Source organism: Chitinophaga niastensis (assembly GCF_003014755.1).
In the GTDB taxonomy this organism is placed as follows: Bacteria; Bacteroidota; Bacteroidia; order Chitinophagales; family Chitinophagaceae; genus Chitinophaga; species Chitinophaga niastensis.
In genome coordinates, this window is record NZ_PYAW01000004.1 from 399,014 (window position 1) to 417,670 (window position 18,657).

Annotated in this window: 1 pseudogene; it reads left to right on the forward strand. The window is 45.8% G+C overall.

The features are described from left to right. Positions 1-43: 43 nt before the first annotated feature. Positions 44-18,649, forward strand: a pseudogene (locus tag CLV51_RS20410) (non-ribosomal peptide synthase/polyketide synthase); the annotation flags it as partial. Between the last annotated feature and the right edge of the window lie 8 nt (positions 18,650-18,657).

Sequence of the window (18,657 nt, forward strand, 5' to 3'; positions counted from 1 at the left end):
TGCAACAAATGCGCAGCAATTATTGCCTGCGCTGGAAGCCGGCCCCCGTCCGTTGCAAATACCCCTTTCATTCGGACAGGAACGTTTATGGTTTATTGATCAGCTGGATGGCAGTGTGCAATATCATCTGCCCGCTGTATTTAAGCTCAGGGGAGATCTTAACCGCGCTGCGCTGGCAAAATCGTTGCAAACAATCGTTAATCGCCACGAAGCATTGCGCACCGTAATTGTGGAAGCGGATAGTATCCTGCATCAGCAGATATTGGATAATGATCTCTGGGAACTGGTAATAATTGATGAACCATTATATAGGAATAATGAAACCGCCTTACAGTCGAAGGTGCAATCATTAATAGCAGCGCCTTTTGATTTGTCCGCCGATCACCTGCTGCGTGCGTACCTGGTGGTGCAGGGCGAACAGGAACATGCGCTGGTGGTTATCATGCATCACATCGCATCTGATGGCTGGTCGGTAGGCATTGTTATTCGTGAGCTGGAAGCATTATACAGCGCTTATGCTATTGGTGGCAAAGCATCATTAGCCGCATTGGATGTACAGTATGCTGACTTCGCCATCTGGCAACGCACACATTTATCCGGTAGCATATTGGAATCACAGTTGAATTACTGGAAAGAAAAATTGTCGGGGGTACCTGCATTAAACTTACCACTGGATCATTCGCGGCCGGCTATTCAAAGTACGCGCGGTGCCAATGCTTATTTCCGGCTGGATGAAAAATTAACGGCACAATTACAAACATTTTCACTGCAGCAGGATGCTACCTTGTTTATGACCCTGCTGGCAGCTTTTAAGGTATTGTTATTCCGTTACAGCGGACAGGAAGATATTTGTGTAGGTACGCCTGTTGCGGGAAGAACAATGCAGGAAACAGAGTCGCTGATCGGCTTCTTTGTAAATACCCTGGCCTTGCGCAGTGAGCTGGGCAACCATCTTTCCTTTATAGCATTGTTGCAGCAGGTAAAACAAACGATGCTGGGTGCTTATGATCACCAGGAATTGCCATTTGAAAGAGTAGTGGAAACGGTGATAAAAGAACGTGATCTGAGCCGTACGCCTTTGTTCCAGGTGATGTTTGTATTACAGAACACCCCGGATGTACCGGAGCTGCGCCTGGGAGAATTAAGCCTGTTACAGGAAACAACAGATCATCATACCGCTAAATTTGATGTAACATTATTTATACATGAAACGCCTCATGGCCTCCATGGCACGATAGAATACTGTGTTGACCTGTTTGAGGAGGCCACTATCGGGCGGATGATGGAACATTTTGAACAGTTGTTGCGGGCAGTGTTACAATCTCCTGCGGCAAGCATTGGTACATTACCCATGCTGACGGCCGGAGAACAGCAACAGTTGCTCATCAACTTCAACAATACCGCTACTATCTATCCGCAGGACAAAACACTGGTTGATTTATTTGAAGCGCAGGCAAATCATTCACCGGATGCAACGGCCATTGTTTTTGAAGGAGAAACGCTTTCTTACCGGGCTTTACATGAACGCAGCAACCAGTTGGGGCATTTGCTCCGGCAACAGGGTGTTAAAACTGATTCGCTGGTACCCATCTGCATAGAACGCTCACCGGGTATGCTGGTTGGCATATTGGGTATTATGAAAGCAGGTGGTGCATACGTACCAATCGATCCGGAGTATCCTGCTGAAAGGATAAAATATTTGCTGGAAGATTGTCGTGCAGGCGTAGTGGTTAGTAGTAACCAGGTAAAAGAAAAAATCACCGCAGTAACAGCTATCCGCGTCATTGCACTGGATGATGAAAGGGAAGTAATCAGTGAGCAACCGGTTCGTGCCCTCGCACAGGCGCCGCTGCCGCATGATCTGGCTTATGTCATTTATACTTCAGGCTCCACTGGTTTGCCCAAGGGCGTGATGGTAGAACATGGCGGCATGCTCAATCATTTGTATGCTAAAATAAATGACCTCCGGCTCAACAATGCATCCATTGTTGCTTATACAGCTGCCTATACATTTGATATTTCTGTGTGGCAGATGTTCGCTGCATTGTTGTGCGGAGGTACAACTATTATATATCGGGATCATCTTATTTTCAGCCCGGCGGTATTGATGACGGACGTAGACAAAAACAAAGTCACCATCCTGGAATTAGTGCCTTCTTACCTGGCGGCTGTATTGCAGGAAAACGTGCCAGTGGCTTTAACGTCCCTGGAATTTTTATTGGTAACAGGAGAAACGGTGAGTCAGCACCTGCTGGCACAATGGTTTAAAAGCTATCCTTACATTCCTGTGGTGAATGCTTACGGCCCAACGGAAGCCTCCGATGATATTTGTCATTATATCATGTATGAAACACCTGCCCGCAGCAATGTGCCGCTGGGCGCTCCCGTACAAAATTTACAGTTGTATGTATTGGACAAGACGCAGCAGCTGTGCCCTGTAGGCGTACCCGGAGAAATCTGTGTATCCGGCATCGGTGTGGCAAGAGGCTATTTAAACCGGCCGGAATTAACAGCAGAAAAATTCATCCCTAACCCATTCCCTGCGGGTGGCCGCCTGTATAAAACCGGGGACCTGGGCAGATGGCTGCCCGACGGCAATATTGAATACCTGGGCCGTATAGATGAACAGGTGAAGATCCGCGGCTACCGTATAGAATTGGGAGAAATAGAAAATGTACTGCAACAATGTGACCAGGTAAATCAGGCAGTAGTATTGGTAAAAGCAGATGATAACGGTAATAAGTGGCTGGTAGGATACATTGTACCTAACGGCACATTTGATAAAGCAGTTATACTCGCTTATCTGAAAGATAAATTACCTGAATATATGGTACCCGCCCTGTTGGTGGAACTGGAAAAAATCCCGCTGACAGCTAACGGTAAAATAGATAAAAAAGCCTTACCAGACCCTGATGGAAGCGCGCTTGCCAGCAGGGAGTATGTAGCCCCCCGTAATGAAACAGAGCAGGTGCTGGCAGACATCTGGCAGGAGTTGCTGGGTATACAACGGGTAGGCATACACGATAATTTCTTTGAATTAGGTGGACACTCCTTATTGTCTATGCGCATGATGTCTGCTTTACGGAAAAAACTGCAGCGGGAAGTGTCTGTAAAATCTTTATTTCTGCATGCTACCGTTGCGTCATTAGCAACATATATAGCAGCAGCACATTCCGGTGAACAGCTGCTGTTGCCTGCGCTGGAAGTATATCCGCGTCCGCCGCAGATACCGCTTTCGTTTGGCCAGGAACGTTTATGGTTTATTGATCAGCTGGAAGGAAGTGTACATTATCATTTACCTGCTGTTTTCCGCCTGAAAGGAAACCTGGATATTACTGCTTTGTCAGATGCGCTGCAAACAATTGTAAACAGGCATGAAGTGCTGCGCACGGTGGTGGAAGAAACCAATGGCAGTGCGTACCAGCGGATAAAAGACAAAGATGGCTGGGAGTTAACGATCATCAATGACGCCATCGATGTGGATGCATTACAGGCAGCAATAAAATCATTTATTGCCACGCCTTTTGATTTGTCTGCCGACTATATGCTGCGTGCCAGGTTAATCATACAAAACAACGGAGAATATATACTGGCGGTAGTAATGCATCACATTGCATCAGATGGTTGGTCGGTAGGTGTTATCATCCGCGAACTGGAAGAATTATACACAGCATATACCAGCCGCCGCACACCGCAGCTGAACACATTAGCAGTGCAGTACGCCGATTATGCTATCTGGCAACGGACACATTTATCCGGTGGCATCTTACATCAGCAACTGGACTACTGGAAAAATAAATTGAATGGGGTAGCGGCATTAAACCTGCCAACAGACCGTGTACGGCCTGCTATGCAAAGTACCCGTGGCGCTACCAGTTTATTTCGGCTGGATGCTGCGCTGATTGCACAGTTACAGGCATTGTCGCTGGAACAGGGCACTACTTTGTTTATGACATTGCTGGCTGCTTTCAAGGTATTGTTATATCGTTACAGCGGACAGGATGATATTTGTGTAGGGACTCCTATAGCTGGCAGAACGCAGCAGGAAACTGAAGCACTGGCAGGCTTTTTTGTAAATACCCTGGCACTGCGCAGCGACCTGGGTAACAATCCGTCATTTACCACTTTACTGCAACAGGTAAAACAAACCATGCTGGGCGCATACGATAACCAGGATGTGCCTTTTGAAAAAGTGGTAGAGATGGTGGTAAAGGACAGGGACATGAGCCGGAGCCCTTTATTCCAGGTAGTATTTGCATTTCAGAATATGCCTGATGTGGGAGATCTTCGTTTAGGCGATGTAGTTGTATTGTCTGAGCCGGCGGTTAACAGTACTACAAAATTTGACCTCACTTTTATTCTGCAGGAAAACCCGGATGGCATCACTGCTGATGTAGAATATTGTATTGATCTGTTCGATGCAGCTACAGTTGAACGGATGACTATCCACTTTGAACAATTGTTACGGTCTGTGGTAAACACGCCGGCAGCACTGATCGGCAGCTTGCCAATGCTACCGTTCAGTGAGGAAGAACAATTGCTGATCACCTTTAACGACAGCCTGACAGGTTATCCGCTTGATAAAAATATTGTAGACTTATTCAGCAGTCAGGCAGTACTTACGCCGGATGCAGTAGCCGTAATATTTGAAGAAACAACGCTGACATATAAAACACTGGACGAACGGTCATCACAGCTGGCGCATTGCCTGATCAGCAAAGGTGTGGAGGCCGAAACATTTGTGCCCATCTGTATAGAACGATCTCTGGAGATGATCATTGGTATACTCGGCATATTAAAAGCAGGTGGCGTGTATGTGCCTATGGACCCGGATTATCCGGCGGAGCGCATTGAGTACATGCTGGAAGATACCAATGCTACTGTTATTGTAAGCAGCAACACCTGTGTAAACAGCTTCACCACCACCATTGATATTATTACCCTGGATGGTGACCTTACTATCATCAGCCGGTACCCAACAACTGCGCCCGATATTATCATCCGTCCCGAACACCTGGCATATGTAATCTATACTTCCGGGTCTACCGGTAAGCCCAAAGGCGTGATGATTGAACATAGAAATGTGGTGAGATTATTTGAAACAGATGTGCCATTATATGATTTCAATGCATCAGATGTGTGGACGATGTTTCACTCCTTCTGTTTTGACTTCTCTGTTTGGGAAATGTATGGCGCCTTGTTCTATGGTGGAAAGGTGATTGTGGTGCCTAAGCATATTGCGCAGGATGCCATGGCATTTGGAGAGCTCATTAAAGCCAAAGGCGTCACTATCTTAAATCAAACACCATCAGCATTTTATGTGTTGCAGGATTACCTCACTGCCAACACCGACACTGTACCCGTGCGCTACGTTATTTTTGGCGGTGAAGCATTGAACCCTGCAAAGGTAAAGCCATGGCTGCAACGGTACGCCGACAGCCGGCTTATTAATATGTACGGTATTACAGAAACTACTGTGCATGTTACTTACCAGGAACTGGATGTTACCCGTTTGAGCAGCAGTAGTGTAATTGGTAAAGCTATTCCTACTTTAAGTTTATATGTATTAGATGCTTATCAGCAGCTGGCGCCAATAGGGGTGGCCGGGGAAATGTATGTGGGCGGAGCTGGTCTGGCAAGAGGATATTTAAACCGTCCGGAATTAACGGCGGCAAAATTTATTCCTCATCCTTTCAGCAAAGAAAATGAAGACCGCCTTTACAGAACAGGTGATCTGGGCAGATGGTTGCCTGATGGCACAATAGAATATTTAGGCAGAATTGATGACCAGGTAAAGATCCGCGGCTTCAGAATTGAATTGGGTGAGATAGAAAGCGTATTACAGGCATGCGAACTGGTAAGCCAGGCGGTAGTGCTGGCAAAAGGCGATAGTGCCGATAAAAAACGCCTGGTAGGATACATCGTACCCCAGGGAAATTTTGATAAGGAAGGGATTACCACTTATCTGAAAGGAAAACTGCCGGATTACATGGTTCCTGCTTTGTTGGTGGAGCTGGAAAAATTACCACTTACTTCCAATGGTAAAGTTGATAAGAAATCGTTACCGGATCCGGATGCCGGTGCTTTGCTAACCAATACTTATATAGCACCGCGAAATGAGACAGAACAGATATTGGCAGATATCTGGAAAGATTTACTGGGCATAGAACGTGTAGGCGTGCACGATAGTTTCTTTGAACTGGGCGGCGATTCTATCATCACCATCCAGGTCGTAAGCCGGGCTAAACGTGCGGGTTACACCTTGCAGCCACGTGATTTGTTTATACACCAAACAATTGCTGAATTGTCTTTACTGTTATCTTCCGGAAAGAGCCAGGTTGCTGTTGGTGAACAAGGCATATTAACCGGCAATAGTGGTTTGTTGCCCATTCAGCAATGGTATTTTGAAACAGCAGGATCAACAACTGCACACTATAATCAGCATGCGTTATTAAATATTGATAAAAACGTAGCTGCTTCAACGTTAGCCTCCGCTATATCGCAGTTAACCGGATATCATGATGCACTGCGCTTTACCTATACCCGCGATGAGCAGGGCTGGAAGCAGAAGTACGGTGCTTACGAAAGCAAACTGGAAATAATAGACCTGCAATTGGTGGCAGCAGATCAGTTAGCTACCCAATTAGCAGCATATGCAGATCAGTATCATAAAAGCCTGGATATCACACAGGGCATACTATTCCGTCCGGTGTTATTTTTAATGCCAGGCGGGGAAGTGAATAACCGCTTATTACTGATTATTCATCACCTGGCTGTGGATGGCGTTTCATGGCGCTTCCTGCTGGAAGACCTTGAACACTTGCTGAAAAGCGGGGAAGGACTACCAGCCGGCAAAAGCAGCTCTTACCGGCAGTGGTATGAGGCATTGGTGAATTATAGTCAACGTCGTCGTTTACTGAGCCAGGAGCCATATTGGAACCGTATAGTGGAAAACAAGCTGCCACTGTACGTACCTGGTAATTATACCGGTGAGATAACTAGAGCGGATATACGTAATTACGAATCGCGTTTATCTGCGCAGCAAACACAACGTTTGTTGCAGGAGGTGCCGCGTACTTATCATACTGAAATCAATGATATCCTGTTAAGTGCACTCGCACTTACTTTATCTGCCTGGAATAATACTTCAAAAGTATTGATAGGGTTGGAAGGACATGGCCGTGAAGATATTGCACCTGGTATAGATACCAGTCATACAGTAGGCTGGTTTACCAACCTGTACCCGGTGCTGCTGGAAGTAAATGACAGCAGTCAGATAAGCAGCGTGTTGAAAAATGTGAAGGAACAATTGCGGCAGGTACCTGATAAAGGATTAGGCTATGGCGTATTGAAATACATCAGTCAATCCCCATCGCTGCAGGGCAATGATCCATGGGAGATCATATTTAATTATCTCGGACAGGCAGATAATGCTGTAAATACAGGTGGCTATTTAAGTATGGCCAAAGAGCCTTCCGGTGCAGATACAGGTGACGCATACCCGGTAAGAGAAAAGCTGGCGGTGAACAGTATCATTCAGGGTGGTGAACTGATTTTACAATGGGATTACAGCCATAAACATTTTGATGCTGCCGGTATAGAAAAGCTGGCTACTGCTTACCTGGCTAACCTGGAACTGCTGATCAATCATTGTGTACAGACCGCACCTGCTTATACGCCGTCTGATTACGGGCTGGGCGGAGTGATCACAAATGAAGCACTGGATGAATTTTTGGATGCACTTTACAATGGAGCACCCAGACGTAACCAGGTAGCCGGCATTTACAAATTGAGCGGACTGCAGGAGGGTATGTTGTTCCACGGCGTATATGATGAACAGGCAGGTACTTACGTAGAGCAGTTTACAGCTGAGTTGACTGACCTGCAGGAAGATATCTTCCGCGAAAGCTGGGCGCATTTGCTGAGATGTCATAGCATTTTACGAAGTGGTTTTTATACAGATGCTTTCAGTATTCCTGTACAATGTGTATACCATGAAGTGCAGTTGCCAATCGTAATACATGATTATCGCCATTATAATAAAGAAGAGCAGGAGCAGGCAATAAAAGAATGGGAAGCTGCTGATCGCCGCCAGGGATTTGATTTTGCGGCTGCACCACTGATGCGTATTTCATTAATACGTTTGGATGAAAATCATTACCACTTGTTATGGACTTTCCATCATATTTTAATAGACGGATGGTCACTTCCTTTGTTGATGGAATCTTTGCTGAATACCTATGAATTACTGATCAGCGGGAAATCATTGCCGGCGGTTAAAGAAGACCGCTTTGAAGATTATATATCATATCTCCGGAGTCGTGATAAAGAAGCGGAAGAGGCATATTGGCGTGGTTATATGAAACCCGTCAATGAGGCTACGCTGCTTCCTTTTATAAGCGCAGTGGCAGACCGGACCAAAGGATCAGGTGAATTTAAGCAGGAGAGATTACAGCTGGATGCTGCTACTACGGAAACGATCACGCATTTTGTACAACATGCCAGGATCACTATTAATACATTGATGCAGGGCGTGTGGGCGTACCTGTTATATCGTTATACCGGTCGTACGCAGGTAGTGTACGGGGCAACGGTGTCAGGCAGACCGGAAAATTTATCCGGTGTGGAAGAGCGGGTGGGCCTCTACATCAATACGATACCATTGCAGGCAACGGTAAATGAACAAACAGACATCATTACCTGGTTGCAGGCATTGCAGGTGGATCAGCTACAGAGCCGGGAATACCAGTACACTCCTTTGAATGAAATTCAACGCTGGACAGGTGTAAAGGGCGATCTGTTTGATAGTTTACTGGTATTTGAAAATTTCCCGGTAAGTAAAGTGCTGGCTGCCCAATCATGGCAGCTGCAGGTAGAAAATGCCGCAGTGCGGGAACAAACTAACTATCCTTTAGATGTGGTGATTGCAGCCGCAGAAGAAATAACCATCCAGTTCGATTATAACGCGCATCTGCTGGAACCGTTTTATGTGGAGTCAATAGCAGCGCATTTTAAGCAGGTATTGTTACAGGTGGTAGCCAAAGAGGCAGATAAACTGGGAGATATTGAACTGCTCACAGCCGGCGAATACCAACTACTGCTGGAAACATTCAATAATACAGCGGCTGAATATCCTCATGAAGCTACCATTACCGAGTTGTTTGAAGCACAGGCTGCACGTACACCGGATGCCACAGCACTGGTATTTGATGGCAGCATACTTACCTATAAAGAGCTGGATGAACGCGCCAATCAATTGGGGCATTATCTGCGTACGCAGGGTGTTGCAGCCAATAGCCTGGTACCTGTATGTATAGCGCGTTCCATGGAAATGATGGTGGCTATATTAGGTATCCTGAAAGCCGGAGGTGCCTACGTGCCTATCGATCCGGAGTATCCTGCTGAAAGGATAGCTTTTGTATTGAATGATTGTGGCGCCAGGGGCGTAGTGGTAACAACAGCAGCACATACAGCGATGTTAACTGCATTAAATAGCGGAAGACAGCTGATATACGCAAATGAATTAGACCAACAATATGCCGGCCAGCCTGTCACCCGTGTATACAACGGTGCAGCGGCGGAGAGCCTTGCCTATGTGATCTATACTTCGGGTTCTACAGGTAAACCTAAAGGAGTAATGATTACGCATAAATCTGTAGTGAACCTGATTACTTATCAGCAGGAACATTTTGGTGTTGACCAAAACGACCGGATATTGCAGTTCTCCAACTATTGTTTTGATGCCGCCGTAGAACAACAATACCTGGCGCTGTTTAGTGGTGCCACATTGGTATTAATACCTGAAAATGTGCGGCTGGATAAACAATTATTTGAACAATTACTCCATAGGGAAAGGATCACACACCTGCACACTACACCGGGCTTCCTGGTAACGATTACACCCGGTAGCTATGGTGGTTTGAAACGGGTAATATCCGGCGGTGAAGCCTGCAGCATACAACTGGCGAATGCCTGGTGTAAATATGCCGGCTTCTATAACGAGTACGGACCAACGGAAACTACTGTTACCGCTACAGAATTTTTATATACACCGGATAACGGAAGTAATAAGGATATTGTTCCGATTGGAAAACCATTGGGTAATACACGCGCTTATATTTTGGATACTAACAGGAAACCGGTTCCTGTAGGGGTTTCCGGTGAATTATATATTGGTGGTGTACAAGTAGCACATGGTTACCTCAATATGCCGGTACTCACCAATGAAAGATTTATAAAAGACCATTTTAGCGGCGCTCCGGATGCAACGCTGTATAAAACAGGAGACTTATGCCGTTGGCTGCCGGATGGCACTATCGCGTACCTGGGACGTATAGATGAACAGGTGAAGATCCGCGGTTACCGTATTGAATTAGGTGAAATAGAAACGGTGCTGGAAGAATGCGACCTGGTAGACCGCGCGGTAGTAACAGCGGTATCAGAAAAATATGGTCATCATCTTCATAAACGCCTGGTAGCATATGTAGTGCCGGCCGGTGACTTTGATAAGGAAGGTATCCTTGCTTATCTGCAACGGAAACTCCCTAATTACATGGTGCCTGCATTAGTGATCAGCATCGATAAATTGCCATTAACAACCAATGGCAAGATCGATAAAAAAGCCCTCCCTGATCCGGATATGGGTGTATTGATAACAAATGCGTATGTAGCGCCAGGCAGTGAAATAGAATATGCCCTGGTAGCTATCTGGCAGGAATTGCTGAATGTACCACGTATAGGGATACACGATAATTTCTTTGAGCTTGGTGGCGATTCTATTATAACGATCCAGGTAGTGAGCAGGGTAAGACGTGCAGGCTATGAGCTGCAACCCCGCGACATTTTTACGTATCAGACCATTGGCCGCTTGTCTGCACTGATCTCCGGTCAAAGCCACACAGTATCTACCGGCGAACAGGGCATACTTGCTGGTAGCAGCGGTTTATTACCTATTCAACAGCGATATTTTGAAACAACAGGTTTAACAGATGCTTATTTTAATCAGCGTATTTTATTATCTGTAGATAAAAACGTTGATCCATCTGCGTTATCAGCTGCTATCAGCACATTGCTTCAGTACCACGATGCCCTGCGATTTGTATATACTTATGGAGAACATGGCTGGCAGCAAACCTATGGCGCCTGGGAAGGAGAGCTGGAAGTGGCCGATCTGACAACCATAACATCAGGCAGCCTCGCAGATAAAATAGTAGAATATGGCAACAGTTATCATCGCAGCCTGGATGTGGAACAAGGAATATTACTGCGCACAGTACTGTTTCTGACACCGGAAGAAGAAGCTGATAACCGTTTGCTGATCATGATTCATCACCTCGCAATAGATGGTGTGTCATGGAGAATATTATTGGAAGATCTTGAGTTATTATTAAAAGAGGATACCAGTATAACAGCTGATGTATTAGGCCCCAAGAGCAGCTCTTACCGGCAGTGGTACACGGCACTGGCAGATTATGGACATCGTCGCCGTTTACTGAGCCAGGAAGCCTGGTGGAAAAAAGTAGTCGCCAATTATACACCTTTACCTACAGCAAATATATACGAGGGAAAAGTAACGGTAACGGATATAGGTCACCGGGAAGTAAGGCTCAGCGCATTACACACGCAACAGTTATTGCAGGAGGTACCCCGTGCTTACCATACAGAAGTTAATGATATATTATTAGCTGCGCTGGCACTTACTTTATCTGCCTGGAGCAATGCGGCCAAAATAGTTGTAGGACTGGAAGGGCATGGTCGTGAAGACATCGCCACCGGTATTGATACAAGTCATACGGTGGGCTGGTTTACCACCATGTATCCCGTATTGCTGGAAGTGCCCACAGGTACGGATATAGGGGATCTGCTGAAAGCGGTGAAAGAACAATTGCGCCAGGTGCCTGGTAAAGGAATAGGCTATGGCATATTGAAGTATATCAGCAAAGCAGATTATTTACAAGGCAAAGACCCCTGGGATATTGTGTTTAATTACCTGGGGCAAGCAGATAATGTGGTGAAGGAGCAGGGCTTGCTGAAGATGGCACCGGAACCTGCTGGTGATGGTATTGCAGCAGATTTTCCTTTCACTGATAAGTTAGCGGTAGACAGCATTATCCAGGGCGGTGAACTGATTGTCCAATGGCGGTACAGCAGCAAACATTTTGATGTGGAAAGCATTGAACAATTGGCTGCCACTTATTTATCGCACCTGCAATCATTTATAAAACACTGTACAACACTGACTGCACCTGTCTTTACATCATCAGATTACGGACTGGGAGCAGTAATCACCAATGAAGAGCTGGACAAATTTTTAGATGCACCTTATAACGGAGCTCCGAGACGTGGCCAGGTTGAAAGTATATACCGGTTAAGTGGTTTACAGGAAGGGATGTTGTTCCATAGTTTGTATAATGAGGAAGGAGGTGCTTACATTGAGCAATTCAGCTGTGAACTCACGGATGTGGATATATCAGTCTTCCGTCAGAGTTGGATGCATTTATTGCAACGGCATACTATTCTGCGCAGTGGCTTCTACTATGATGCGTTTGCGGTTCCGGTACAATGTGTTTACCGTGAAGTATCATTACCATTTACGATACATGATTATCGCCACCTGAATGAGGAAGAACAACAAAAGGCATTAAAAGAATTTGCGCAGGCAGATGATCTCAAAGCATTTGATTTCAGCGCTGCACCGTTGATGCGCTTTAACATGATCCGCATACGGGAAAATGTTTACAGGTCATTCTGGACATCTCATCACATATTATCAGATGGCTGGTCCATGTCGGTGTTGATGGAAGAACTACTAACCACTTATGAATTGTTGTCGAAAGGCGCACCTGTGCCGGTAGCTGCAACAGATCATTATGAAGCTTATATCCGTTACCTGGATCAGCGTGATAAAGAACAGGAGGAACAGTATTGGCGCAGTGCCATGGAAGGAAGAGGGGAAGGATGTTTGCTGCCATTTATTAACGCTACCACCGCACGTACAAAAGGTGAAGGTACCTACAAGGGAATGGAGCGTGGCCTGGATACCGCTACTACTGCCCGTTTGGCCAGTTATGCCCATCAGCATCGCATTACACCCAGTACTGTGATGGAAGGCGTATGGGCGTACCTGTTATATCGTTATACTGGTCAAAATGATATCGTATATGGTGTTACTGTATCCGGTCGTCCGGAAGATTTGCCGGGAGTAGAGTCAGGCGTGGGGCTGTATATCAACACCTTGCCATTGCATACCCGGTTGGAAGCTAATACAAGTATTGTGCACTGGCTGGAGGCATTACAAACCAGCCAGCTGCAAAGCAGGGAATATCAGTATACTGCACTCAGTGATATACAGCAATGGGCAAATGTAGCTGGCGATCTGTTTGACAGCTCCATCACTTTCCAGAATTTCCCGGCAAGTGCAGTGCTGGCATCTAAAACCTGGGAATTGAAGGTCAGTGATGTACAGGTGCATCCGCATACAAACTATCCTTTAACGATCATCATAGGTATTGCCGCGCAAACCAGCCTGTTATTTACCTATAACAGTGATCTGTTACCTACTTTTTATGTAGATAAAATCAGCCGGCATTTTGAGCAGGTGCTGCTGCAAATATTAGATAATGATAATGCTACTATCGGAGATCTTGATCTGCTGACATTACCTGAACGCCAGGAACTGCTGCTGGCAGCTAATAACAGCTTGTTTGAATATGCTAAGGATAATACATTTATTGAATTGTTCCAGGCACAGGTAGCTGCTACGCCGGATGCCACTGCACTGGTATTTGAAGGGAGTTCACTGACTTACAGTGAACTGGATATACGGGCTAATCAGCTGGCATATCACCTGCGCAGAAAGGGCGTGAAGGAAAATACACTGGTTCCCATCTGCATAGAACGCTCGCTGGATATGATAACAGGTATACTTGGTATCCTGAAGGCCGGTGGCGCTTATGTTCCGATAGAACCTGATTTTCCGGCAGAAAGAATAAAATATATGCTGGAAGACACCGGCGCTACTGTCATCGTAAGCAGTGCTGCAGCCAGTGCTGTATTGCCGGTCGATATCTCCACACATATTGTTATGCTGGATGACGACTGGGAAAAAATATGCACTTATCCAACAACGCCGCCGGAAATACTGCCACTGCCGGATCAGTTATTGTATGTGATCTATACTTCGGGTAGTACCGGTACACCTAAAGGGGTGCTGATTACGCACCGCAACCTGGCGGATTATGTGGGAGGTCTGCGTGCACATGTAAATATAGATAGTTGCCGTTCATTCGGCCTGCTGTCCAGTATCGCTACGGATTTGGGTAATACTGTTTTATACAGTGCTTTAGTTACTGGTAGCGCCCTGCATTTGTTTGCAAAAACAACCATCAATGATGCAGAAAGTATACAGACTTATTTTGCAACACATCCGGTTGATTGTATCAAAATTGTTCCATCACATTGGAAAGCATTGTGTGAGCCGGGTCGTTTATTATTGCCGCAACAGTTGCTCATCTTTGGTGGAGAGGCGCTGGAAGCAGCGGTGATAGCTGATATCCGCTCTTCCGGTACAGATTGCACAATAGTGAATCACTACGGACCAACGGAAACGACTATAGGAAAATTATTGCATGTGGTACAATCCGATGCTGTTTATGAACAGGTAGTACCTATTGGCAAGCCATTTTCAAGCACGCGTATTTATGTAGTTAGTCCAGACGGACAACTATGCCCGGCAGGTGTTCCCGGTGAACTGTATATTGGCGGCGATGGCGTAGCACAAGGTTATCTGAATAATGAAGCATTAACAGATGGCCGTTTTATAACAGATCCTTTTACACCTGAAAATCAACAAAAATTATATCGTACCGGTGATAGGGTAAAATATCTGCCCGACGGTAATATTGTTTTCCTCGGCCGTGTTGATGACCAGGTGAAGATCCGTGGTTATCGCGTAGAGCCGGGTGAGATCAGCCGCGTCTTAACTGGTTGCGTGCTGGTAAGTCAGGCAGTAGTGGTAGCGAAACAGGATCACAGCGGTAACAACCGCCTCATTGGTTATATAATACCACAGGGAGATTTCGATAGTATAGCTATCACAACTTATCTGAGGGAACAGCTACCGGAATATATGGTGCCTGCCGCCCTGATAGCCGTTGACCATTTTCCATTAATGGCAAATGGTAAGATAGATAAGAGAGCATTACCTGATCCGGATATCTCAGCAGGAGCCGAAAGTGTTATGCCGGAAACCGCTATGGAAAAGGCCCTGGCGAGTATCTGGTCTGTTTTACTGGAAGTAGAACGGATAGGCATACACGATGATTTCTTCGCGCTGGGAGGACATTCACTACTGGCTATCCGCGTAATATCTGCGGTAAGAAAACAGCTGGGCGTGGAAGTAGCTATTGGTGATATTTTCGACTATCCTACCATTGCTGCTTTATCTGCCGTGTTGCAGCAACAACAGGAAGTGAGTACGGTACCTGCATTAACCGCTGCCAGGAGGCCCGATTACATTCCGCTTTCGTATAGCCAGGAACGTTTGTGGTTCATTGACCAGCTGGAGGGTACAATACAGTATCATATTCCAACTGTACTGCGGTTAAAAGGAGCCCTTCATCAGGAAGCATTGCAGTATGCCCTGCAAACAATCGTGAACCGCCACGAGGCACTGCGTACGGTGATAAAAGAAACAGAGGGATTACCTTATCAGCTGGTGTTGGAAAAAGACCAATGGCAACTGGCGGTAGTTACAGATGCTGTCTGGAAAGAAAATGGTATCTCCTTACAAACCTATATACAACAGTTAATTACAACACCATATGATCTGGCAGCAGATCATATGCTGCGGGTACATTTAATTACACTGGATCATTCCGAACATATACTGGTGGTAACCCTGCATCATATTGCTTCTGATGGCTGGTCTTCAGGTATTATGGTGAAAGAATTAATTGCATTGTATGATGCTCATCTCGCAGGCCACACCGCACAGTTGCCGGTGTTGGATATACAGTATGCCGATTATGCTATCTGGCAACGTAATTATTTATCCGGTGCGGTATTGGAAGAAAAACTGGATTACTGGAAAAATAAATTGTCGGGGGTAACTACACTGGATCTGCCTACCGATTTTGTACGGCCGGCTGTTCAGTATATGCATGGTGCAACCGGAAAATTCAGACTGAATAAAGCACTGACAGAACAATTGCAGGCATTGTCAAAACAGCAGGGTACTACCTTATTTATGACGTTGCTGGCGGCTTATAAAGTATTGTTATACCGTTACAGCCATCAAACAGATGTTTGTGTAGGTACGCCAATCGCCGGCAGAACACAACAGGAAGTAGAAGGACTCATCGGATTTTTTGTAAATACACTGGCTTTACGCAGTGACCTGAGTAATAATCCTTCCTTCACTGCTTTACTGCAACAAATAAAACAAACTACGCTCGGTGCTTATGAACACCAGGATATGCCTTTTGAAAAAATAGTGGAGGCCGTGGTGAAAAGCCGGGATATGAGCCGCAGCCCTTTGTTCCAGGTGATGTTTGTAATGCAGAATACACCGGAAGCGCCTGATCTGCACTTAGGAGAAGTACAGTTGCTGCGTGAAACAACGGAGCATATGTCGGCTGCCTATGACCTCACATTTGTGATGGAAGAAGAAGGAGGTGGTATCAATGGCTACGTAGAATATTGCAGCGACTTGTTTAGTGCAGAAACAATAGACCGGATGATGCTGCATTTTGAGCAACTCATCAAATCTATAGTAAGTACGCCTGCGCAAAAAGCAGGCACGTTGCAAATGCTTCCTGCTGCTGAAGAACAGTTGTTGCTGACAGCGTTTAATGATACTGCCGTGGCTTATCCATCCGATAAAACAGTTGTTGATTTATTGACTGCACAGGCGCTGCAAACCCCTGATGCCACAGCACTGATATATGATGATGAAAAACTCACCTATAAAGAACTGGAGGAACGTGCTAACCAGGTGGCCCGCTACCTGCACAAACAGGGCGTTACAAAAGAGATGCTGGTACCTGTTTGTATGGAGCGGTCGTTTGATATGGTAGTGAGTATACTGGGTATCCTTAAAGCAGGAGGGGCGTATGTTCCGATTGATCCGGAGTACCCTGCGGCACGTATCAGCTATATGCTGACAGACACCAATGCCAGCATTGTTATTACCAGCAATAAATGCCTGGATAAATTACCGATAACACAAAATCTTCAGATCATTAGCATAGATGATGACTGGCGCAGTATCCGGAGATATGCTAAAACAGCTGTTGCCACTATACCTGCACCTGATCAGCTGGTCTATGTAATTTATACTTCAGGTTCTACAGGTAAACCCAAGGGGGTAATGATAGAACACAAAGGATTAGTGAATTTATCGTCGAGTCAGGCGACTGCATTTGGATTAAGTGCAGGCATGAAAACGCTGCAATTTGCCTCTTTTGGATTTGATGCCTCCTGTTCTGAAATATTTGTTACACTTCTCAGCGGTGGTGTGTTGGTATTACCACATAAAGAAGATCTTTTATCTGCAGATAGTTTTGCTGCGCTGCTTAACAAACATGAGATAGCAGTAGTGACACTTCCACCTTCTTATCAGCATATTATTAAAGAACATTTAGGCCCCTTAAAAACCATTGTATCGGCCGGAGAGCCTTTAAACAGGGAAGATGCGCGGTATATCCGTGAGCAGGGTATTCGTGTGATCAATGCCTATGGTCCTACTGAAAATACGGTTTGCGTGAGCTTAACAGATCATCCTATCCGTAAAAATAATGTGGTAGTGATAGGAGAGCCTATCGCCAATGTACAGGTATATATCCGCGGATCTGACGGTGCATTATGCCCGGTAGGTGTGATCGGAGAAATTTGTGTGGGAGGTGCGGGTCTTGCCCGTGGTTATTTAAACCGTCCTGATCTTACGGCAGAAAAATTTGTATCCAATCCTTTTAGCCAGCATTGGGGTGGCAGAATGTATTGCACAGGAGATGCAGGCAGGTGGCTGCCGGATGGCAGTATTGAATACCTGGGCCGGATAGATGACCAGGTGAAAATTCGTGGCTACCGTATAGAATTAGGTGAAATAGAAAGTGTACTGCAACAATGTGAACTGGTAAAACAGGCGGTGGTATTAGCCGGTACAGAGGGCGGAGCGCATGCGCCGAAGCGGTTAGTGGCATTCATCGTACCACAGGGCAATCTGGATATAACAGGTATTACTGCTTATCTCAAAGATTATTTGCCGGAGTATATGATACCATCAGTATTCCTTGAACTGGAGCAGTTGCCGGTAACGGCCAGCGGAAAAATAGATAAGAAAATGCTGGCAGATATGAACACTGCTGCAACGTTAACCAATGAATATGTAGCTCCCCGGAATGAAACAGAGCAGCTGTTGGTAAACATCTGGCAGGAATTGTTGGGCGTATCACGGATAGGCATATACGATAATTTCTTTGAGCTGGGCGGTCACTCGCTGATGGCCATCCGGCTGATGGCGGCGCTTCGTAGGCAACGCAGCATCAATATACCGGTGAGCAAGCTGTTTGAATGTAAAAACATAGCAGCGCTGAGTGAGTATATCGTCACGGTTAGCAGCAATACAGAGTACGAAGTTTTTGAATTATAGGATGTGAC